This is a genomic window from Sulfitobacter sp. R86518, from assembly GCF_042466275.1.
Taxonomy (GTDB): domain Bacteria; phylum Pseudomonadota; class Alphaproteobacteria; order Rhodobacterales; family Rhodobacteraceae; genus Sulfitobacter; species Sulfitobacter pontiacus.
Genome location: NZ_JAXHCA010000005.1, coordinates 2,254,910 through 2,275,125, shown reverse-complemented (window position 1 = coordinate 2,275,125; position 20,216 = coordinate 2,254,910). Strand labels below are relative to the sequence as shown.

Sequence of the window (20,216 nt, the reverse complement as noted above, 5' to 3'; positions counted from 1 at the left end):
ATGTTAATTTAGGGGTACAGATATGAAAGATACGCGCATCGCCAAAGACGGTTTGGTTCTACTGGGCTGTGGCAAGATGGGATCCGCGATGCTGGCGGGCTGGCTGGCACGCGGGCTTCCGACATCTTCGGTATATGTCATCGATCCGAAACCCTCTGATTGGTTGAAAGAGCAGGGCGTGCAATTGAACGTCGATCTGCCCAAGGAGCCCGCTGTGGTTCTTGTGGCGGTGAAGCCGCAGATGATGGGTGACGCGCTGCCCACGTTGCAGGCCATGGGCAACGGCAAGACGGTTTTTGTCAGCGTCGCCGCCGGCACCACCATCGCGACGTTTGAGAAAACGCTTGGGGAACAGACGCCGATCGTGCGCGCCATGCCCAACACACCCGCCGCCATCAGCCAAGGTATCACCGCCATCGTCGGCAACGCCCACGTCGACGCCAAGGATATGGATGAAGCTGAAGAGCTGCTGTCAGCCGTGGGCGACGTTGTCCGGCTGGAGGAGGAATCCCAGATCGACGCAGTCACAGGGGTCAGCGGGTCGGGTCCGGCCTATGTTTTCCACATGATCGAAACCATGGCCGCAGGTGGCGTTGCACAAGGGCTCAGCCCCGAGCTCGCGCTAAAGCTCGCCACGGCGACGGTGGCAGGGGCCGGGGCGCTGGCGAAATCCGCGGACGAAGGCCCGGACCAACTGCGCATCAACGTGACCAGCCCCAACGGCACCACACAGGCCGCGCTGGACGTGCTGATGAACGAGCAAGACGGCTTTCCGGTCCTGCTCAAACGCGCTGTGGCGGCGGCCGCCGATCGTTCGCGCGAGCTTTCGAATGGCTGAGGTCAGCTTTGACGACTTCATGAAAGTCGACATCAGGGTCGGGACGGTCACCCGTGCCGAACCCTTCCCCGAGGCGCGCAAGCCCGCGATCAAGATGTGGATCGACTTTGGTCCCGATATCGGTGAGCGTAAAACCTCGGCTCAGGTGACGGTGCATTACACGCCCGAGACGCTGATCGGGACGCAGGTGATGGGGGTGGTCAACTTCCCGCCACGTCAGATCGGGCCGTTCATGTCCGAAGTTTTGGTGCTTGGGGTGCCGGACGAGGACGGGGCGATTGTGCTGATGCGCCCCACGCAACCCACCCCGAACGGAGGACGTCTGCATTGACGAAACTACTGATCGCCCGCCCTGCGCCCCCCGAAGTGCACGAGGCCTTGGAAGGCTTTGACGTGACCTATCGCGAGGACAGCGCGCCCTTGTCCGAAGACGAGATGCAGGATGCCCTGCGCGACTATGACGGGGTGCTGGCCACCTTGGGCGACCGCTTTACCGCGGATGTCTTTGGCAAGGTCGGCATGCCACGGTGCAAGATGCTTGCCAATTTCGGGGTCGGCTATAACCACATCGATGTCGAGGCGGCAAAGGCGGCGGGGCTTCAGGTCTCTAACACGCCCGGTGCTGTGACCGATGCCACCGCCGATATCGCCATGACGCTGATGCTGATGGCCGCACGGCGTGCGGGAGAAGGCGAACGGCTGGTGCGGTCAGGTCAATGGTCCGGATGGGAGCCTTCGCAGCTTTTGGGTATGCATCTGACGGGCAAGACTGTCGGGATCGTCGGGATGGGTCGGATCGGCCAAGCCGTCGCGCGGCGCTGTCACTACGGCTTTTCGATGGATGTGAAATACTTTAGCCGCAGTGCGAAAAGCGTCGCCTATCCGGCGGAACATATCAGTGATCTCAAACAGTTGGTCGCCGCTGTTGATGTGGTCGTTATCGCCGTGCCGGGCGGGGACGACACGCAGCATCTGATCAATGCGGATGTGCTGGCGGCGATGCAGCCCGATGCCTTCCTGATCAACATCGCGCGCGGCAATATCGTCGAGGAAGCCGCTTTGATCGAGGCCCTGCAAACGGGCACCATCGGCGGCGCAGGGCTGGATGTGTATGAGTTCGAACCAGAGGTGCCGCAAGCCCTGCGGGATCTGGATAGCGTGGTGCTATTACCGCATCTAGGCACGTCCTCCCGGGAGGTGCGTGTGGATATGTGGATGATGGCGGTTGAGAATTTGAAAGCGGGCGTCGCGGGCGAAACGCCCCCGAACCTCGTTTAACGGCCCACGGCCTCGCGCCAATGTCGGCGGCATAATGAGATATAGGTCTCGTTGCCGCCGATCTGCACCTGCGCCCCTTCGCGGATCGCTTTGCCTTCGGCATCCTGCCGCACCACCATCGTCGCTTTCTTGCCGCAGTGGCAGATCGTGCGCACCTCGCGCATTTCATCGGCAAGGGCGAGCAGCGTCGCAGATCCGGGGAAGAGCAGACCACGGAAGTCCACGCGCAACCCATAGCACATGATAGGCACCCGCAGGTCATCCACCGCACGGGCCAATTGCCAGACCTGATCAGGGCTGAGAAACTGCGCCTCGTCGATGAAGATGCAGGCGCAAGGGCCTTCAGCCAAACGCTTTTCGATCTTCGCCAGAAGGTCTTCGTCCGTCTCGAAGGTGTCGGCCTCGTGCCCGATCCCGATACGCGATGCGATCCGCCCGTGTCCGGCGCGGTGGTCGAATTTCGCGGTCATCAGATAGGGGACCATGCCGCGTTCGACATAGTTATGAGCCGCCTGCAGAAGCACGGTCGATTTGCCCGCGTTCATGGTCGAATAATGAAAGTAAAGCTTTGCCATGGCCCTCTTTAGCGTCAGGCGACCTTGGCGTTCAAGGTGGGGGGAGGGCAGCGGGGGCGCGTCTGTCGCAGACCGCGCCCCACATGTCACAGGTGTTGAGGTGGCTCTGTGCCGGTGGGCTTAGCCGTGGCGCTGCACCAGCACAGAACCCACGGAATATCCGGCCCCGAAGGAACAGATCAGCCCGGTGTCCCCATCGGTCAGATCGTCGGAGTATTTTGAAAACGCGATGATCGACCCGGCAGAGGAGGTGTTGGCGTAGTCTTGCAGGATGTTGGGCTGCTCGCCCGCTTCGGGCGCGCGACCCAGCACTTTGCGACCGATAAAGTCATTCATCGATTTATTCGCCTGATGTAGCCACAGACGCTTTAGATCAGCGGCCTCAACGCCTTCGTCAGCCATGTGGCCCGCGATGTGTTCGGCAACCATCGGCAGCACTTCCTTGAACACCTTGCGCCCATTCTGCATGAACTGCATGTCGCGGCGGTCCGCGACGCCATCGGGGCGGGATCGGCGCAAAAAGCCATTGTTGTTGCGGATGTTGTTCGAGAACTCGGTCGCGCAACGGGTCGATTTGATCTCGAAATAAGCACCGGCTGCATCTTCGGCGCGTTCGATCAGCACGGCGGTGGCCACGTCCCCAAAGATAAAGTGGCAGTCACGGTCGCGCCATTCCAGATGGGCCGAGCATATCTCGGGGCAGACCACCAGCGCCGAGCGGATCGAGCCGGAGCGGATCATATCCGCCGCCGCTTGGATGCCGAAGGTCGCGGACGAACAGGCGACGTTCATATCGAAGGCAAAGCCGTTGATATCCAGCAATTGCTGGATTTCGATCGCAACGGCAGGATAGGCGCGTTCAAGGTTCGACGCCGCGCAGATGACGGCATCAACATCAGCCGCGGTTTTCCCCGCCGCCTGCAACGCCTTTTGTGCCGCATCCAGCGCCATCTCGGCCATCAGGCCGGGTTCGTCGTCGGACCGTTGGCGCAGCAGCGGGTGCATCACCTTGGGGTCCAGAATACCCGTCTTATCCATGACATAGCGCTGTTCGATCCCCGACGCCTTGACGATGAACTCCTCTGACGAGTGTTCCTTGGCGGGCAATTCCCCGGCGTCGATCTCGGCGGCGTGTTCGGCATTGTACAGATCGGCATAGGCGTTGAACGCCTTGACCAGCTCGGCGTTGGTGATGACCTGTTCCGGCGTAAAGATGCCGCTACCAGTAATGGCGGGTGTGTACATGGGTAAACCTTTTTCAGCGTTGTCCGAGTAGGCCAAGAAACGGCTGCGGGGTCAAGTCCAGCGGGGGCTGGCATGCAAGGGCGACGGACAATGAGAGAGGGGAGGAAAGGGGAAAGACCTGCGCCACGCGTCAAAGACGCGGCGCAGGTCAGAAAGGGCAGATTAGCCCTGAAGCGATTTAACGCCGATCTCGTCTTCGGCTTGTGCCTTGATGGCCAGCGCTGCGGCATAGGCACCGGCGGCCGTGGTGAAATACGGGATCTTGTCATACAGCGCGATAGAGCGGATGGATTTGCTGTCCTCGACCGCCTGCGCGCCTTCGGTGGTGTTCATCACCAGTTGGATCGCTTCGTCCTTCATCATGTCGGTGATGTTCGGGCGACCCTCGTAGACCTTGTTCACGATCTCGCAGGCGATGTCATGCTCTGTCAGCCAGGCGGCGGTGCCACGGGTGGCGCGCAGGGTGAACCCTTGCTCAAGCAGGATACGCGCGGCGGTCAGCATGTCATCCGACTTGTCCATATCCTTGATCGAGAAGAACACACAGCCGTTGCGCGGCAGCGGGTTGCCCGCGCCCATCTGCGCCTTGAGGAAGGCACGGGGGAAATCGCGGTCCCAGCCCATAACCTCGCCCGTTGACCGCATTTCCGGCCCAAGCAGCGTGTCGACGCCGGGGAAGCGGGCGAAGGGCAGCACGGCTTCCTTGACCGAGAACCAAGGCATGTTCGGGTCCGCCAGTGTCATTGGATCACCCAAAGGCAGCACGTCGTCATAGGCGGCATCGTCACGGTAGGGCGCGCGTTGCGGAAAGGCCGACAGCTTTTCGCCCGCCATGATCCGCGCAGCGATTGACGCAATCGCGCTGTCCGTCGCCTTGGCGACAAAGGGCACGGTGCGCGAGGCGCGGGGATTGACTTCGATCAGGTAGATCTCGCCGTCCTTGACCGCGAACTGGATGTTCATCAGGCCCACTACATTCAACGCCAGCGCCAGCGCCTTGGTCTGTTTTTCGACCTCGGCAATGATCTCGCGGCTCAGCGAATAGGGGGGCAGCGAACAGGCGCTGTCGCCCGAATGAACGCCGGCCTCTTCGATGTGCTGCATGATACCCGCAACGTGGACATCCGTGCCGTCTGACAGCGCGTCTACGTCCAGCTCTACCGCGCCCGAGAGGTAGTGATCCAGCAGCACGGGGCTTTTGCCCGATACGACCACCGCGTCGCGGATATAGCGTTCAAGGCTGGCCTGATCGCGCACGATCTCCATCGCGCGGCCGCCCAGAACGTAAGACGGGCGGATCACCAGCGGAAAGCCGATGTCTGCTGCGATCTCAAGCGCTTCGGCGTCGGAGTGGGCGATACCGTTATGCGGCTGCTTCAGGCCCAGCGATTGCACCAGCTGCTGGAACCGTTCGCGGTCTTCGGCAAGGTCGATCATGTCGGGCGTGGTGCCAAGGATCGGGATGCCCGCCTCTTGCAGGGCGTGCGCGATCTTCAGCGGTGTCTGGCCGCCGAACTGCACGATGACGCCGTGCAGCGTGCCGTTTTCCTGTTCGACCCGCAGGATTTCCATCACGTGTTCAAAGGTGACGGGTTCGAAATACAGCCGGTCCGAGGTGTCATAGTCGGTCGAGACGGTTTCGGGGTTACAGTTGACCATGATCGTCTCGTAACCCGCGTCGGTCAGCGCATAGCAGGCGTGACAGCAGCAATAGTCGAACTCGATCCCTTGGCCGATCCGGTTCGGTCCACCGCCCAGAATGACGACTTTCTTACGGTCGCTGGGGCGGGCTTCGCATTCAACCTCGTCAAAGGCGGGTGCCTCGTAGGTAGAATACATGTAGGGCGTTTGCGCTTCGAATTCGGCGGCGCAGGTGTCGATCCGTTTGAACACGGCCTTGACGCCAAGGTTCAGACGCGCGCGGCGCACGTTGTCTTCGTCGCGACCGGTCAGCGTGCCAAGGCGCGCGTCGGTAAAGCCCATCATCTTGAGCTTGCGCATCCCGTCTTCGGTCAGCGGCAGCCCGTCTTTACGGACCTGCGCCTCGGCGTCTACGATCTCGCGGATGCGGGCAAGGAACCACGGGTCGAACATGGTCACACCGTGGATATCCACGTCGGACATACCGTGACGCATCGCCTGAGCAATGGTGCGCATCCGGTCGGGGGTCTGCTTGCTGATCGCGGCAATCAGCGCGGCTTCGTTCTGAGGTGCGTCGGCGGGCAGGTCACTGTCCAGACCGGGGATGTCGATTTCGTCAAAGCCGGTCAGCCCGGATTCCATCGACGCCAGCGCCTTTTGCAGCGACTCGTGGATCGTGCGGCCAATCGCCATCGCTTCTCCGACAGACTTCATCGCGGTCGTCAGATAGGGTTCGGAGCCGGGAAATTTCTCGAACGCGAATTTCGGGATCTTGGTGACGACATAATCGATTGTCGGCTCGAAGGACGCAGGGGTCACGCCGGTGATGTCGTTGTCCAGCTCGTCTAGGGTAAAGCCCACCGCCAGCTTGGCCGCGATCTTGGCGATGGGGAAGCCCGTCGCCTTGGACGCCAGCGCAGAGGAGCGCGATACACGCGGGTTCATCTCGATCACGACCATGCGGCCATCTTCGGGGTTCACGGCCCACTGCACATTCGATCCGCCTGTTTCCACGCCGATTTCGCGCAGCACTGCGATCGAGTGGTTACGCATGATCTGGTATTCTTTGTCGGTCAGCGTCAGGGCAGGGGCCACGGTGATCGAATCGCCTGTGTGCACGCCCATCGGGTCGACGTTCTCGATCGAGCAGACGATGATCGCGTTGTCAGCAGTGTCGCGCACCACTTCCATCTCGTATTCTTTCCAGCCAAGCAGGCTTTCATCAATCAGGATCTGCCCCATCGGCGACGCGTCCATCCCCGAGCGGCAGTAGAATTCGTAATCGTCGCGGTTATAAGCCACGCCGCCGCCGGTGCCGCCCATTGTGAAGGCAGGGCGGATGATCGCGGGCAGGCCGACATATTCCAGCGCGTCGAGCGCAAGCTGCACGCCTGCCGCAAGGTCTTTCTTACCGCTGGCGGCAATGGGCGCGGTGACGATGGTCGCCTTGGGGTTTTCGATGCCCAAACGGTCCATCGCCTCGCGGAAGAGCTTGCGATCCTTCTGCCATTTCAATGGCTTCGCGTTTCGCGCCGATCATCTCGACGTTGAATTTCTCCAGCACGCCCATCTCTTCGAGCGCGAGCGAAGTGTTCAGCCCGGTCTGACCGCCCATGGTGGGTAGCAGCGCGTCGGGGCGTTCTTTCTCGATGATCTTGGCGACGATTTCAGGGGTGATGGGTTCGATGTAGGTGGCATCCGCCAGCCCCGGATCGGTCATGATCGTCGCAGGGTTGGAGTTCACGAGGATGACGCGGTAGCCTTCCTCTTTCAGGGCCTTACAGGCCTGCGCGCCGGAGTAGTCGAACTCGCACGCCTGACCGATGACAATGGGCCCCGCTCCAATGATCATGATCGACTGGATATCGGTTCTTTTTGGCATGGCTCAGGCCCCCGGATGTTTGCAAATTCTCCGCGTTATAGGCTTTGGGGGGAGAGGTGCAAGGGGGCATGTCGGGATATGGGGCGTGTTTTCAGGCAACACCCATGTGGCAGGGGCGCAGCACCGCCCGATGCGGTGCGCCTTTGCCTCACCCGAGCGTCAGGAAGGCCCGCAAAGACGCCTCGAAGTCGCGCGGCTTTTCTGCATGCAGCCAATGGCCCGTGTCCGGCAGCTTGGCAAAGCGCGCTTGCGGGAACAGCGCCTTGATCACAGGGCGGTCTTCGGGTTTGACATAGGTGGAGTTGCCGCCGGACAGGAACAGCACCTCCCCTTCGTATTGTCCATCGACCCCATCGGGCCAGCCGACGATCTTGGACATCTCTGCCTCAAGCACATCAAGGTTCAGCTTCCACGTTTTGTTGGGCACATCCAGAGACTGGGTGAAAAAGCTTTGCAATGCGGGCTCGACCCCCGCCGCCGCCAATTGGTCAGAGGCGTCGGCGCGGCGGGTGAGCGTACCCAGATCGACCGTGCGCATCGCATCGATAAATTCTTGCTGGCTGTGGCCATAAGCGACGGGCGCGATATCGGCGACCACCAGACGGTTCACCAGTTCGGGATGGTTCAGCGCCAGCATCATGGCCGCCTTACCGCCCATCGAATGCCCGCAGACGTCCATTGGCGCGCCAAGATGGGTGATGACCTCTGCCAGATCGGCGGCCATCTCGGGGTAGCTTTGCGTCTGCGCGCGCGGGCTGTCCCCGTGGTTGCGCATGTCGACGGTCACCACGCGGCGCTGGTCGGACATCCGTTTGGCGATCACGCCCCAATTGCGGCCTGACCCGAAAAGACCATGCACGATCAGCAGGGCAGGGGCGTCGCCTGTGGTGCCATATTCAGTGTAATTCAACATGCCCAAGATGTAGGGCCATTGCAGCCGATGTGCCAGACCGTTTAGGGTTGAAACATGCTGGATCAAAAAGACCTAGAGACCAAGGCACGTGAAATGCAGCGCGGCTTGCAGGCAAAGCTGGGTGTGCAGGGGCGCGATGTCTCTCATGCGTTGGCGCGCGCAGGGCGACGTCTGCCCGCGCGGGTGCGGCGTGAGGGTAAGGTCTTTGCACAGGCGGCTTTTATGGCGCGCAACCCCAAGATGGCACGCAGGCTCGAGGGGGCAACGGTGCAGACCGCCTATGACCGTGTGATGGAGCATCTTGCCGGGATCGACGTGGCCGAACGGCGCAAGGACCGCTGGCTTGGTCTTGCGGCCAGCGTGGCGTTCAACCTGATGTGCGTTGCGGTGGCGTTCATCACGTTTCTGTGGTGGCGCGGCTACGTCTAACGGCCGCTGACGTTACGATCGAATACGCAAAAGCCCCGCTGCGGACCTGCAAGCGGGGCTTTGTTTCGAGGCGTGGTTTGGGGCGCTGCCCCGCCCTTGCAGGCCCCCCCGGGATTTAATCCATTTGGAAGGGCCCGGGGCGCATTGCTTTAGAGGTTGGGGCTTCAGAGGTTGGGATAGATCGGGAAGCGGGTGCAGAGCGCTTCGACTTCGGCTTTGACCTTGGCTTCGACCTCGGCGTTGCCATCGGCCCCATTGGCGGCCAGCCCGTCGACGACCTCGATGATCCAGTCGGCGATCTGACGGAATTCCGCCTCGCCAAACCCGCGTGTTGTTGCCGCAGGCGAGCCCAAACGGATGCCGGAGGTGACCATGGGCTTTTCAGGGTCAAACGGCACACCGTTCTTGTTGCAGGTGATATGCGCGCGGCCCAGGGCTTTTTCGGTGTCGTTCCCTTTGACGCCTTTGGGGCGCAGGTCGACCAGCAGCAGGTGGGTGTCGGTGCCATGGGTGATCGTGTCGAGCCCGCCTTTGATCAGCTGGTCGCTCAGTGCTTGGGCGTTCTTGATGACCTGTTGGATGTAGGTCTTGAACTCGGGCTTGAGCGCTTCACCAAAGGCCACGGCCTTGGCCGCGATCACATGCATCAGCGGGCCCCCCTGAATGCCGGGGAAGATGGCCGAGTTGAACTTTTTCGCCAGTGCTTCGTCGTTGGTCAGGATCATGCCGCCGCGCGGACCGCGCAGGGTTTTATGTGTGGTGGTTGTCGCCACATGCGCATGGGGGAAGGGGGAGGGGTGTTCGCCCGCAGCGACCAGACCGGCAAAATGGGCCATGTCCACTTGCAGGTAGGCACCGACCATATCGGCAATCTCGCGCATCCGCTTGAAGTCGATCTGGCGCGGAATGGCGGAGCCACCGGCGATGATCAGCTTGGGCTGGTGTTCTTTCGCGAGCGCTTCGACCTGGTCATAGTCAAGCTGGTTGTCCTGTTTGCGCACGCCGTACTGGATGGCGTTGAACCATTTGCCGGATTGGTTCGGCTTGGCCCCGTGGGTCAGGTGGCCGCCCGCGTCGAGGCTCATGCCCAGAATGGTGTCACCGGGTTGCAGCAGCGCGGTGAACACGCCCTGGTTGGCTTGGCTGCCCGAATTCGGCTGCACGTTGGCGAAGTCGCAGTTGAACAATTTGCACGCGCGTTCAATCGCCAGGTTTTCCGCCACATCGACAAAATCACACCCGCCATAATAGCGGCGGCCCGGGTAGCCTTCGGCGTATTTGTTGGTCATCACCGACCCCTGCGCCGCCATGACAGCCGCAGACACGATGTTTTCGGAGGCGATCAGTTCGATCTCGTTACGCTGGCGACCCAGCTCGTCTGTAATGGACCCAAAGATTTCGGGATCGGCTTCGGACAGGGGGGTGGTGAAAAAACCGGACATGGGCGTGGTTCCTTTGACTACGTGTGCGGGTTGCGGGCTATCTAGCTTAATCCGGCACGGGGGTGAAGGTCGTAATGCGCCGGTCGCACCGTCATATGCGGCAAAGCTGGTAGGTCGGCGCGATATGTGGTTCTTTTGACTGTGAATATCCCTCATTGGAAACATCCGCCCATGAAGATCGCTTTTATCGCCAGCCGCTCTGATGTTGCACAGGATGCGTTGACGGCGCTGAGCGCACGATACGGCAATGTCACGCGCGAGGAGGCAGAGGTTATCGTCGCCCTCGGGGGGGACGGGTTCATGCTGCAGGCGCTGCACGACTCGCAAGAACTGTCGACGCCGGTCTATGGCATGAACCGCGGCACCATCGGGTTCTTGATGAACGCCTATGCCGAAGAGGATCTGGTGGATCGTCTGCGCGCAGCAGAAGAGGCGGTGATCAACCCGCTGGTGATGGTCGCCACACATGCGAATGGCGAGACATCCAAGGCGCTGGCCTTGAACGAGGTCGCCTTGCTGCGCGAGGGGCCGCAGGCCGCCAAGCTGCGGATCAGCGTCGACGGGCGCGTGCGGATGGAAGAGCTGGTCTGCGATGGCGCACTGGTGGCGACGCCTGCCGGGTCCACCGCCTATAATTACTCCGCGCACGGCCCGATCCTGCCGATTGGCGCGGATGTGCTGGCCCTGACGGCGATGGCGGCGTTTCGGCCACGGCGCTGGCGCGGGGCCTTGCTGCCGAAAACGGTGACCGTGCGCTTTGATGTGTTAGAGCCCGCCAAACGCCCTGTGATGGCCGACGCCGACGGGAATTCCTACCGCGATGTCGTTGCGGTCGAGATCACCTCGGACCCGTTGATCAAGCACCGTATCCTGTTCGATCCGGGCCACGGTCTGGAAGAACGGCTGATCAGCGAGCAGTTCAACTAATCCGCGTTTCAGACGGAACCGCGGTGCCTTTGGCGCGTTGATATTCCGAGACGCATGAGAGGCCGCTCAGGTGCTTTCATCGTTTGGAATTATAGCAAAAGGAGACCTGACATGAATTGGGATACAATCAAAGGTAACTGGAGCCAGATGACCGGTAAGGTTAAAGAAGAATGGGGTGATCTGACCGACGATGACCTGACAGAAGCCGCCGGTGAGCGCGACCAGCTGGTCGGCAAGATTCAGGCGCGCTACGGCGTTGCCAAAGACGAGGCGGAGCGTCAGGTAGACAGCTTCGTGGCCAAACACTAACTGGCCTAGATATCGATTAGAAAAGGCGGCTGTTACAGCCGCCTTTTTCGCGTTCTGGGGGCCGGATCTATCAGGTGTCCTTGGCGTAGCCGATGGTTTGCAGCGCCGACTTTATCTCGTCCAGAATGGCCGGATCGTCGATCGTGGCGGGCAGTTTGAACGGCTCTGCATCGGCCAGTTTGACCATCGTCGCCCGCAGGATCTTGCCTGAACGCGTCTTGGGCAAACGATCCACCACCAGCGTCATCTTATAGGCTGCCACTGGCCCGATCTGGTCACGCACCCGTTGCTGGCATTCGGCTGCAATCTCGGCATGGGGGCGGTCGACCCCTTTGGACAGGCACACAAACCCCATCGGGGCTTGGCCCTTCAGCGGATCGCTGACGCCGATCACGGCACATTCAGCCACATCGGGGTGGCCGGCCAGAACCTCTTCCATCGCGCCGGTGGATAAGCGGTGACCGGCGACGTTGATCACGTCATCGGTGCGCGCCATGATATAAAGATATCCATCCTCGTCGATCCTGCCCGCATCGCCCGTTTCGTAGTATCCGGGATAGGTCGTGAGGTAACTTTTGCGGAAGCGATCTTCGGCATTCCACAGGGTGGGCAGCGTGCCGGGGGGCAGGGGCAGCTTGATCGCGATAGACCCCAAAGTACCAGCGGGTTGCGGCTCGCCCGCCTCGTTCAGGATCTGCACGTCATAGCCCGGCATCGGCACCGTGGGGGAGCCGACCTTGACCGGCAGCGCCTCTAGTCCGGCGGGGTTCCCGACGATGGTATAGCCGGTTTCGGTCTGCCACCAATGGTCATAGACGGGTATGCCCAGCTTTTCCTGCGCCCAGATCACGGTGTCTGGGTCGGCGCGCTCGCCCGCCAGATACAGCGCGCGCAGGCAGGAAATGTCGTATTTGCCAATCTCCTCGCCCTTGGGATCTTCGCGTTTGACGGCGCGGATCGCGGTGGGGGCGGTAAAGAAGCTGCGGACATTGTGTTCGGAAATGACGCGCCAGAAGGTCCCCGCATCGGGTGTGCCCACGGGCTTGCCTTCGAACACAACGGTGGTGTTGCCATGCACCAGCGGGCCATAGCAGATATAGCTGTGCCCCACGACCCAGCCCACATCGGAGGCGGCCCAGAAGACATCGCCCGGATCGACGTTGTAGATGTTCTTCATCGTCCAGTTCAGCGCCACCAGATGCCCCGCGGTTTGGCGCACCACGCCCTTGGGCGCGCCGGTCGTGCCCGAGGTGTAAAGAATATAGGCGGGGTGGTTGCCCTCCACCGCGACGCAGGGCGCGGGGGTGGTGCCTTTTTGCGCCGCGTGCCAATCCAGATCGCGCCCCGGTGTCAGATCGCAGGGGGCCTGTTCGCGTTGCAGGATCAGGCAGAAGTCGGGTTTGTGGTCGGCCTGTTCAATGGCCCCGTCAAGCAGCGGCTTATAGGCCACGACGCGTGCCGGTTCCAACCCGCAGGATGCGGCGATGATCGCTTTGGGGGTGCAATCGTTGATCCGCACGGCCAGTTCGTTCGAGGCAAAGCCGCCGAACACGACCGAATGTACCGCCCCGATCCGCGCACAGGCGAGCATCGCCTCAAGCGCTTCGGGAACCATCGGCATATAGATGATCACGCGGTCGCCTTTGCCCACCCCATTGGCCTGCAGCGCGCCGGCGACAGCGGCGACGCGGGTTTGCAGCTCGGCAAAGGTGATCTTGGTCTGGGTGCCGGTGATCGGGCTGTCATGGATGATCGCCACCTGATCGGCACGGCCGTTTTCCACATGGCGGTCAACGGCGTTATAGCACGCATTTACTTTGGCGTCGGCGAACCATTCGTACAGATCATTGCCCTTGTCGAACAACGCCTGACGGGGCTCTTCCTCCCAATCGATGGCTTTGGACTGCTCTAGCCAGTAGGCTTCAGGGTTGTCCTGACAGCTTTTGTAAATGTCGTGATATCCCATATGCGGCTCCCTCCCGTGAACGCGAATACCATTTGGTAGGCCACGGCTGCGGGAAAGAGCAAGAGCTTGCGCCTATATCGCGGCCATCCGGCAACAAAGTTTACAGCCGCTCCCCCGCGCGCGGTGTCAAAATTTACAAGCGCGTTTCGGCCTATTTCCGGTAGCGCACAGAAATTCGCACAGCGCGTGTCGAATATGACCCACCGCGTCGAATTTGGATCAGATCAATCGCGCAAAGGGGCGCAGCATCGTGGATAGGGACGGCATGTCGCCGCCCTTCGTCTTTGAACAAAGGTTCAGAACAATGGGTGATAAGCTCGCCAACAAGAAGAAAAAGGCCAAAGCAGACGCACGGCCTGCCAAGCCGATGCCAAGCAGCGTGTCTGACATCAAGGCACCTTTTGCGGCCAAGGGCACCAAACCGGCCAAGTAATATCCGGCCGGTTCCGGTCCATGCGCCGCCCCGCATAAGGGCGGCGTTTTCACGCGGGGCGTCAGCCGTATTCGGCGACCGGCGTACCGGCGATAGCACCGACGTTCAGCAGCCCGCGCGCGGTGATCGACGGAGAGACGATATGGGCACGGTTGCCCATCCCCATCAGGATCGGCCCAACCTCAAGCCCGCCCCCCTTCATCTTCAGAATATTGCGCACGCCCGATGCCGCATCCGCATGGGCAAAGACAAGAACATTCGCGGCACCTTCCATCCGGTTCGAGGGCAGCAGACGGCTGCGCAGCTCGGGGTCGAGGGCGGCATCGATGTTCATCTCGCCCTCATAGCAGAAATCATGGTTGCCCGCATCCAGCAGCCGCAGCGCCGCGCGCAGACGTTTGCCCGACCCTTCGCCCTGATTGCCGAACTGGCTTTGCGAACACAGGGCGATCTTGGGCTCGATGCCGAAACGTTGCACATGGCGCGCGGCACCGATGGCGATCTCGGCGATCTGTTCGGGGGTGGGGTGCAGATGCACCTGCGTATCCGCGATAAACAGCGGCCCATCTTCCAGGATCATCAGCGACAAGGCCCCGTGGGGGCGCCGCCCGTCGCGACCGAGAACCTGTTCGATATAATTCATATGCCAGCGGAATTCCCCGAAGGTGCCGCAGATCAGGCTGTCAGCCTCTTCTCGGTGCACCATCACCGCGCCGATGGCGGTGGTATTGGTGCGCATGATGGCGCGCGCGATATCAGGTGACACGCCGCGGCGGGCCATCAGGTTGTGATAGGTCTCCCAATAGTCGCGGTAGCGCGGGTCGTTTTCGGGGTTCACCAGATCCACTGTCTCGCCCAGCTTGATTGTCAGACCGGCCTTCTCGATGCGCCGTTCGATCACCTCGGGGCGGCCGATCAGGATCGGGCGTTCCTTGGTCTCCTCAACCATGGCTTGGGCGGCGCGCAGCACGCGTTCGTCTTCGCCTTCGGCAAAGACGATCCGGCGCGGGGCCACGCGCGCGGCCTCGAACACGGGGCGCATCAGCATGGACGATTTGAAGACCGAGCTGTCCAGCTTGTGGCGATAGGCGGCCAGATCCTCGATCGGGCGGGTGGCGACGCCGGTGTCCATCGCGGCTTTCGCGACGGCGGTAGAGACGACCCCGATCAGGCGCGGGTCAAAGGGTTTGGGGATCAGGTAGTCGGGGCCAAAGGTCAGCTGTTCGCCCTGATAGGCGGCGGCAGCCTCGGCCGAGGTGGTGGCACGGGCAAGCGCGGCGATCCCGTCGATACAGGCGATCTTCATCTCGTCATTGATCGTGGTCGCCCCCACATCCAGCGCACCGCGGAAGATAAAGGGGAAGCACAATACGTTGTTGACCTGATTGGGAAAATCCGACCGGCCCGTTGCGATAATCGCATCAGGGGCCACCGCACGGGCCAGATCGGGCATGATTTCCGGCGTGGGGTTGGCCAGCGCAAAGATGATCGGCTGCGGCGCCATTTTCTGCACCATTTCGGGGCTCAGGACACCGGGACCAGAGAGGCCGAGGAACAGATCGGCGTCATGGATCACATCGGCCAGATCACGCAGGTCGGATTTCTGCGCGTATTCCGATTTGATCGGGTTCATGTCGATCTCGCGGCCCTCGTAGACCAGACCGTGAATGTCACAAAGCCAGACGTTCTCGCGCTTCACGCCGAGTTTCAGCAGCATGTTCAGACAAGCAATGCCCGCCGCGCCGCCGCCTGTGGAGACGATCTTGATGTCCTCGAACTTCTTGCCCGCCACGAAAAGCGCGTTCTTCACGGCGGCCCCAACGACAATCGCGGTGCCGTGCTGGTCGTCGTGGAAAACTGGAATGTTCATCCGCTCACGGCAGATGCGTTCGACGGTAAAGCAATCGGGGGCCTTGATGTCTTCGAGGTTGATCGCGCCGAAGGTCGGCTCTAGCGCGCAGACCAGTTCGGCGAGCTTTTCGGGGTCGTTCTGGTCCAGCTCGATGTCGAAGCAATCGATATTGGCGAATTTCTTGAAAAGGACGGCCTTGCCCTCCATCACCGGTTTGGAGGCCAGCGCGCCGATGTTGCCAAGCCCCAGAACCGCCGTGCCATTGGTCACCACACCCACAAGGTTCGCGCGGGTAGTGTAATGCGCGGCTGTGGTCGGGTCGGCCTTGATCTCAAGGCAGGCTTCAGCCACGCCGGGGGAATAGGCGCGCGCCAGATCGCGGCCGTTCGCCAGTGGTTTGGTCGCGCGCACTTCGAGTTTTCCGGGCTTGGGGAAAGCGTGATAGTCAAGTGCGGCTTGGCGCAGATTGGGCGCATCGGTCATGTTTTGGCGGTCCTTTAAGAGAGTAGTTTAGCGTTAAACTATTTTGCCAGCCGCGCCAACACGACTTTTGGAGCGGGGCGTGTCACCGCCCATGCGGCGCAGATCATGGGGCGGGAAGGGGGCCAGCCCCCATCGTGACAGGCCACGATTCCCCCGGAGTTTGTTTGGCAATATGAAGCATGGCATTTTTCCGCTTTTGGCATCGCAACTTTGGCGAAAGGTTTTTATAGTTTTGTGAAACTTGGGGGAATTATGACCAGTGATTTGCGACAGCACGCCAGCGCCGTGCAGGAAAATGCCTATGCGCCCTATTCCAATTTCAAGGTGGGGGCCGCGTTGCGCACGGCCTCGGGTGCGGTGTTTGTGGGCTGCAACGTGGAAAACGTCGCCTACCCGGAAGGGACCTGTGCCGAAGCCGGTGCCATCGCCGCCATGATCGCGGCGGGCGAGACGGCTTTTGTCGAGGCCTATGTGATTGCGGGCAGCCCCACGCCCGTCACCCCTTGTGGCGGCTGCCGTCAGAAACTGGCGGAATTCGGTCAGGGGGACGCGCGGGTGACCATGGCGACCCTGTCGGGCGTTGAAGAGGTGATGACCATGGCCGAGCTGTTGCCCGGTGCCTTTGGCCGCGCGCATATGGAGGGCTAAGCCATGGATGCCCGCGCGATCCTGTCCAAACTGCGACACCGGCGGTCGCTGAACCGAGAAGAGCTTGTCTGGTTCGCGATGGCCCTTGCCGATGGGCGGGTCAGTGATGCGCAGGCGGGGGCCTTTGCGATGGGGGTCTGTCAGGTCGGGCTGAGCGATGTGGGCCGCGTGGCCCTGACGCTCGCCATGCGCGACAGCGGGCGGGTGTTCGACTGGGATCTGAACGGGCCGGTGCTGGATAAACATTCGACGGGCGGTGTGGGCGATTGCGTCAGCCTTGTGCTGGCCCCTGCCTTGGCCGCCTGCGGGGCCTATGTGCCGATGATCTCGGGCCGTGGGCTGGGGCATACCGGCGGGACGCTGGACAAGCTCGAGGCCATTCCGGGTGTGAATACCACATTGGACGAGGCACAGTTTCGCGCCGTGGTGGTCAAGGCAGGCTGTGCGATTGTCAGTGCGACCGACGGTATCGCCCCCGCGGACAAGCGGCTTTATGCGGTGCGCGATGTGTCCTCGACCGTGGACAGCCTTGATCTGATCACCGCGTCGATCCTGTCGAAGAAGCTGGCGGCGGGGCTGGATGGTTTGGTCTTGGACGTCAAGGTCGGCAGCGGTGCCTTCATGAAAGATCTGGCGCAGGCGCAGGCGCTGGCGACGGCGTTGACCAAGACTGCGAATGCGAGTGGATGCCGGACGACGGCGGTGATCAGCGATATGAGCCAGCCCCTGGTGCCCAGCCTTGGGAACGCGCTGGAAGTGGCCGAAGTGATGCGCGTGCTGACGGGGCACAACAAGGGGCCGATTGTCTCGGTCTGTGCGGCTCTTGGGGGGGTGTTGCTGGCCAATGCAGGGCTGGCGGGCGATGTGCAGGTCGGGGCGGATATGATCGTGCAGGCGATCCGGTCGGGCCGCGCGGCGGAACGCTTTGGCGTAATGATCGCGGCCATGGGCGGGCCTGCGAAGTTTGTCGAAAACTGGACGCGGTTCCTGCCCGAGGCGACGATCATCGGAGAGGTCCCCGCACCGAAAACCGGATATGTGACCGCGATTGACGGCGAGGCCTTGGGCCTTGCCGTCGTCGCTTTGGGCGGCGGGCGCGCGGTCGAGACGGACCAGATCAACCCGGCCGTGGGGATTTCGGATGTCGTCCGCCTAGGCGCGAAAGTATCGTCCAAGGGGCCACTGGCGGTGGTCCATGCCGCCCGCGCCGGTGACGCAGAGCGGGCCGCACAGGCGGTGCGCGGTGCGATTACCATCGGCCCGAAGCCGGTCGCCGTGCCGGATTTGATTGTAGAGAGGGTCGGCTGATGGCGCGTGCTTTTCTGGTTGTGATGGATTCAGTCGGTATCGGCGGTGCCCCCGATGCGGACACCTTCTTTAACGGGCGCGTGCCGGACACCGGCGCGAATACCCTTGGTCATATCGCGCAGGCCTGTGCGGAGGGCCGTGCAGAAGACGGGCGCAGCGGCCCATTGAACGTGCCGCATATGGCGTCGCTGGGGCTTGGCCCCGCGATTGAACTGGCCAGCGGGCTGCATATCGCAAGCCTTGATGGCGCCGTCAGCGGCACATGGGGCGCGGCGACCGAAATTTCGCGCGGCAAGGATACGCCCTCGGGCCATTGGGAATTGGCCGGTTTGCCGGTCCCGTGGGAGTGGCATTACTTTCCCGATGTGTCGAAGTCCTTTCCGCCTGCGCTTGTTGCGCAGCTTGCGGCCTTTGCCGGCACGGACGAGATTTTGGGGAATTGCCACGCCCCCGGCACCGCCATTATCGAGGAGTTCGGCGCGCAGCATATCAAGACCGGTTTCCCGATCTGCTATACCTCGGCTGACAGCGTGTTGCAGATCGCCGCGCATGAAGAGAGTTTCGGCCTGCAACGGCTGTTGGACCTATGCGAAAAGATGGCCCCGATCGCGCATGAGATGAAAGTCGGGCGGGTGATCGCGCGTCCCTTCATCGGGGATGCGCAAAGCGGTTTTACCCGCACCACCAACCGTCGTGATTTCGCGATCACGCCACCCGCGCCGGTGCTGAGCAACTGGGTGCAGGACAGTGGTGCCCGTGTTTATGCCGTTGGAAAGATCGGCGACATTTTTTCGATGACCGGTTTTGACGAGGTGCGCAAAGGGTCGGACGAGACGTTGATGGGGCATCTTCGCGATCTGGTCGAGAGCGCCGAGGACGGCAGCCTGACGTTTGCAAATTTTGTGGAGTTTGACAGTCTTTATGGGCATCGGCGCGATGTGTCAGGCTATGCCCGCGCGCTTGAGTGGTTTGATGCCGAGATTGGTAAGCTGCTGGGGCAACTGCGGGACGGGGATTTGCTGGTGCTGACCGCAGATCACGGGAACGACCCGACATGGGTGGGCACCGACCACACCCGCGAACGGGCCCCGGTTCTGGTGGCAGGGCAGGGTGCTGGCCGCTTGGGGCAGATCGGCTTTCGCGATGTCGCTGGGCTGGTGGCGCGGCATCTTGGGGTTGCGGTGCCCGACTAAACTCTGTTCGGAGGCGTATCGGTCGGATGGGGGCCAGCCCCCATCGCGGCAGGGCCGCGATCCCCCCGGAGTTTGACTGGCAAAATGAAGCTGGCGAAGATGCGATGGTTGCGGGGCACGGCTTTTCGGGGCATGAGTTCAGCCAAGTAATATGGAGAGCGCCCCGATGTCCGATATCGTAGAACACCTGACCGTCGTTAATCATCCGCTGGTGCAGCACAAGCTGACAATCATGCGGGATAAATCGACATCGACCGCGGCGTTCCGCCAGTTGCTGCGCGAGATCAGCCAGCTTCTGGCCTATGAGGTGACCCGCGGCTTGCCGATGACGACCAAGCGGATCGACACGCCGATGCAGCCGATGGACGCACCTACGCTGGACGGCAAGAAGCTGGCGCTGATCTCTATCCTGCGGGCGGGCAACGGGTTGATGGATGGCGTGCTTGAGCTGATCCCGTCGGCACGGGTGGGCTTTGTTGGCCTGTATCGTGACGAGGAAACATTGCAGCCGGTGGAATACTATTTCAAGGTGCCCGAGGGTATGGACGACCGTCTGGTGATCGCCGTGGACCCGATGCTCGCCACCGGTAATTCATCCGTGGCTGCGATCGACATGCTGAAGAAAGCCGGTGCGACCAATATCCGCTTCCTGTGTCTGTTGGCGGCCCCGGAAGGCGTGGCCCGCATGAAAGAGGCGCATCCCGATGTGCCGATCGTCACCGCGGCGGTCGACGAGAAGCTGAACGAGCAGGGATATATCATTCCCGGGCTTGGTGACGCCGGTGACCGGATGTTCGGGACCAAGTAAGGCGCAAAATGGGCGATCCGGTGATCAGGGTGCTTTACTCTGAAAC

17 protein-coding genes and 1 pseudogene are annotated in these 20,216 nt (G+C 61.7%); 11 read left to right on the top strand and 7 right to left on the bottom strand.

Features of this window, described 5'->3' with window-relative positions:
- The first annotated feature begins 22 nt into the window (after positions 1–22).
- The 3 genes from proC to SJY36_RS12090 are packed head-to-tail and all read left to right on the top strand — an operon-like array spanning position 23 to position 2,116.
- On the top strand, positions 23–838 hold the full coding sequence (gene proC / locus SJY36_RS12100) for a pyrroline-5-carboxylate reductase (protein WP_386175432.1): 816 nt from the start codon (positions 23–25) through the stop codon (positions 836–838).
- Complete coding sequence (locus tag SJY36_RS12095) at positions 831–1,169, top strand: tRNA-binding protein (protein ID WP_386175429.1); 339 nt, start codon at positions 831–833, stop codon at positions 1,167–1,169. Before proC ends, SJY36_RS12095 begins: the two co-directional genes overlap by 8 nt.
- Complete coding sequence (locus SJY36_RS12090) at positions 1,166–2,116, top strand: 2-hydroxyacid dehydrogenase (protein ID WP_386175426.1); 951 nt, start codon at positions 1,166–1,168, stop codon at positions 2,114–2,116. Before SJY36_RS12095 ends, SJY36_RS12090 begins: the two co-directional genes overlap by 4 nt.
- Here SJY36_RS12090 and SJY36_RS12085 read toward each other — a convergent pair.
- The 4 genes and pseudogenes from SJY36_RS12085 to SJY36_RS12070 all read right to left on the bottom strand — a co-directional run bounded on the left by SJY36_RS12085 (position 2,113) and on the right by SJY36_RS12070 (position 8,372).
- Positions 2,113–2,691: a thymidine kinase gene (locus tag SJY36_RS12085; RefSeq protein ID WP_005849498.1), complete on the bottom strand. Its 579-nt coding sequence runs from the start codon at positions 2,689–2,691 to the stop codon at positions 2,113–2,115. The two genes, SJY36_RS12090 and SJY36_RS12085, sit on opposite strands and share 4 nt — an antisense overlap.
- A gap of 120 nt (positions 2,692–2,811) precedes the next feature.
- Entirely contained in the window at positions 2,812–3,936 is a 1,125-nt protein-coding gene (locus tag SJY36_RS12080; protein WP_037966144.1) for a beta-ketoacyl-ACP synthase III, read from the bottom strand.
- Positions 3,937–4,098: 162 nt separating this feature from the next.
- Positions 4,099–7,459 (bottom strand): annotated as a pseudogene (carB, locus tag SJY36_RS12075) (carbamoyl-phosphate synthase large subunit).
- Between the two features lie 148 nt (positions 7,460–7,607).
- On the bottom strand, positions 7,608–8,372 hold the full coding sequence (locus SJY36_RS12070; protein ID WP_005849493.1) for an alpha/beta fold hydrolase: 765 nt from the start codon (positions 8,370–8,372) through the stop codon (positions 7,608–7,610).
- Between the two features lie 54 nt (positions 8,373–8,426).
- Here SJY36_RS12070 and SJY36_RS12065 point away from each other — a divergent pair, with 54 nt between their 5' ends.
- Positions 8,427–8,801: a hypothetical protein gene (locus SJY36_RS12065; RefSeq protein WP_340241597.1), complete on the top strand. Its 375-nt coding sequence runs from the start codon at positions 8,427–8,429 to the stop codon at positions 8,799–8,801.
- 164 nt (positions 8,802–8,965) lie between these two features.
- Here the strand turns inward: SJY36_RS12065 and glyA are convergent, their stop codons facing one another.
- A complete protein-coding gene (glyA, locus tag SJY36_RS12060; protein ID WP_386175422.1) occupies positions 8,966–10,243 on the bottom strand; it encodes a serine hydroxymethyltransferase in 1,278 nt (425 codons plus the stop codon).
- 171 nt (positions 10,244–10,414) lie between these two features.
- Between glyA and SJY36_RS12055 the strand changes: the two genes are divergently transcribed.
- Together SJY36_RS12055 and SJY36_RS12050 are read left to right on the top strand one after the other, a co-directional pair.
- Positions 10,415–11,170 carry an NAD kinase gene (locus tag SJY36_RS12055; RefSeq protein ID WP_005849487.1) on the top strand — a complete coding sequence of 252 codons (756 nt, stop codon included), beginning with the start codon at positions 10,415–10,417 and terminating at the stop codon, positions 11,168–11,170.
- A 111-nt stretch (positions 11,171–11,281) separates the two neighbouring features.
- Complete coding sequence (locus SJY36_RS12050) at positions 11,282–11,479, top strand: CsbD family protein (RefSeq protein WP_005849485.1); 198 nt, start codon at positions 11,282–11,284, stop codon at positions 11,477–11,479.
- A gap of 70 nt (positions 11,480–11,549) precedes the next feature.
- On the opposite strand, the gene SJY36_RS12045 is transcribed toward SJY36_RS12050, so the two are convergent.
- Entirely contained in the window at positions 11,550–13,445 is a 1,896-nt protein-coding gene (locus SJY36_RS12045) for a propionyl-CoA synthetase (RefSeq protein ID WP_386175419.1), read from the bottom strand.
- A gap of 304 nt (positions 13,446–13,749) precedes the next feature.
- Between SJY36_RS12045 and SJY36_RS12040 the strand changes: the two genes are divergently transcribed.
- Positions 13,750–13,878 (top strand): hypothetical protein, encoded by a 129-nt coding sequence (locus SJY36_RS12040; RefSeq protein ID WP_005849481.1) that lies wholly within the window; start codon positions 13,750–13,752, stop codon positions 13,876–13,878.
- A gap of 61 nt (positions 13,879–13,939) precedes the next feature.
- Here SJY36_RS12040 and SJY36_RS12035 read toward each other — a convergent pair whose 3' ends face one another.
- Positions 13,940–16,213 (bottom strand): NADP-dependent malic enzyme, encoded by a 2,274-nt coding sequence (locus tag SJY36_RS12035; RefSeq protein ID WP_005849479.1) that lies wholly within the window; start codon positions 16,211–16,213, stop codon positions 13,940–13,942.
- 252 nt (positions 16,214–16,465) lie between these two features.
- Here SJY36_RS12035 and SJY36_RS12030 point away from each other — a divergent pair, with 252 nt between their 5' ends.
- From SJY36_RS12030 to upp, 4 genes are all read left to right on the top strand, one after another.
- Positions 16,466–16,861: a cytidine deaminase gene (locus SJY36_RS12030; protein WP_005849478.1), complete on the top strand. Its 396-nt coding sequence runs from the start codon at positions 16,466–16,468 to the stop codon at positions 16,859–16,861.
- 3 nt (positions 16,862–16,864) lie between these two features.
- Positions 16,865–18,169 carry a thymidine phosphorylase gene (locus SJY36_RS12025; protein WP_386175416.1) on the top strand — a complete coding sequence of 435 codons (1,305 nt, stop codon included), beginning with the start codon at positions 16,865–16,867 and terminating at the stop codon, positions 18,167–18,169.
- Positions 18,169–19,362 (top strand): phosphopentomutase, encoded by a 1,194-nt coding sequence (locus tag SJY36_RS12020; protein WP_386175413.1) that lies wholly within the window; start codon positions 18,169–18,171, stop codon positions 19,360–19,362. The genes SJY36_RS12025 and SJY36_RS12020 overlap by 1 nt, the downstream gene beginning before the upstream one ends.
- A gap of 166 nt (positions 19,363–19,528) precedes the next feature.
- A complete protein-coding gene (gene upp, locus SJY36_RS12015) occupies positions 19,529–20,170 on the top strand; it encodes a uracil phosphoribosyltransferase (RefSeq protein ID WP_005849474.1) in 642 nt (213 codons plus the stop codon).
- Positions 20,171–20,216: the final 46 nt, after the last annotated feature.

Excerpts from the sequence above, each read along its gene's own strand:
- proC (WP_386175432.1), top strand. The coding sequence starts at position 23 with ATGAAAGATACGCGCATCGCCAAAGACGGTTTGGTTCTACTGGGCTGT.
- SJY36_RS12095 (WP_386175429.1), top strand. The coding sequence starts at position 831 with ATGGCTGAGGTCAGCTTTGACGACTTCATGAAAGTCGACATCAGGGTC.
- SJY36_RS12085 (WP_005849498.1), bottom strand. The coding sequence starts at position 2,691 with ATGGCAAAGCTTTACTTTCATTATTCGACCATGAACGCGGGCAAATCG.
- SJY36_RS12080 (WP_037966144.1), bottom strand. The coding sequence starts at position 3,936 with ATGTACACACCCGCCATTACTGGTAGCGGCATCTTTACGCCGGAACAG.
- SJY36_RS12070 (WP_005849493.1), bottom strand. The coding sequence starts at position 8,372 with ATGTTGAATTACACTGAATATGGCACCACAGGCGACGCCCCTGCCCTG.
- SJY36_RS12065 (WP_340241597.1), top strand. The coding sequence starts at position 8,427 with ATGCTGGATCAAAAAGACCTAGAGACCAAGGCACGTGAAATGCAGCGC.
- glyA (WP_386175422.1), bottom strand. The coding sequence starts at position 10,243 with ATGTCCGGTTTTTTCACCACCCCCCTGTCCGAAGCCGATCCCGAAATC.
- SJY36_RS12055 (WP_005849487.1), top strand. The coding sequence starts at position 10,415 with ATGAAGATCGCTTTTATCGCCAGCCGCTCTGATGTTGCACAGGATGCG.
- SJY36_RS12050 (WP_005849485.1), top strand. The coding sequence starts at position 11,282 with ATGAATTGGGATACAATCAAAGGTAACTGGAGCCAGATGACCGGTAAG.
- SJY36_RS12045 (WP_386175419.1), bottom strand. The coding sequence starts at position 13,445 with ATGGGATATCACGACATTTACAAAAGCTGTCAGGACAACCCTGAAGCC.
- SJY36_RS12040 (WP_005849481.1), top strand. The coding sequence starts at position 13,750 with ATGGGTGATAAGCTCGCCAACAAGAAGAAAAAGGCCAAAGCAGACGCA.
- SJY36_RS12035 (WP_005849479.1), bottom strand. The coding sequence starts at position 16,213 with ATGACCGATGCGCCCAATCTGCGCCAAGCCGCACTTGACTATCACGCT.
- SJY36_RS12030 (WP_005849478.1), top strand. The coding sequence starts at position 16,466 with ATGACCAGTGATTTGCGACAGCACGCCAGCGCCGTGCAGGAAAATGCC.
- SJY36_RS12025 (WP_386175416.1), top strand. The coding sequence starts at position 16,865 with ATGGATGCCCGCGCGATCCTGTCCAAACTGCGACACCGGCGGTCGCTG.
- SJY36_RS12020 (WP_386175413.1), top strand. The coding sequence starts at position 18,169 with ATGGCGCGTGCTTTTCTGGTTGTGATGGATTCAGTCGGTATCGGCGGT.
- upp (WP_005849474.1), top strand. The coding sequence starts at position 19,529 with ATGTCCGATATCGTAGAACACCTGACCGTCGTTAATCATCCGCTGGTG.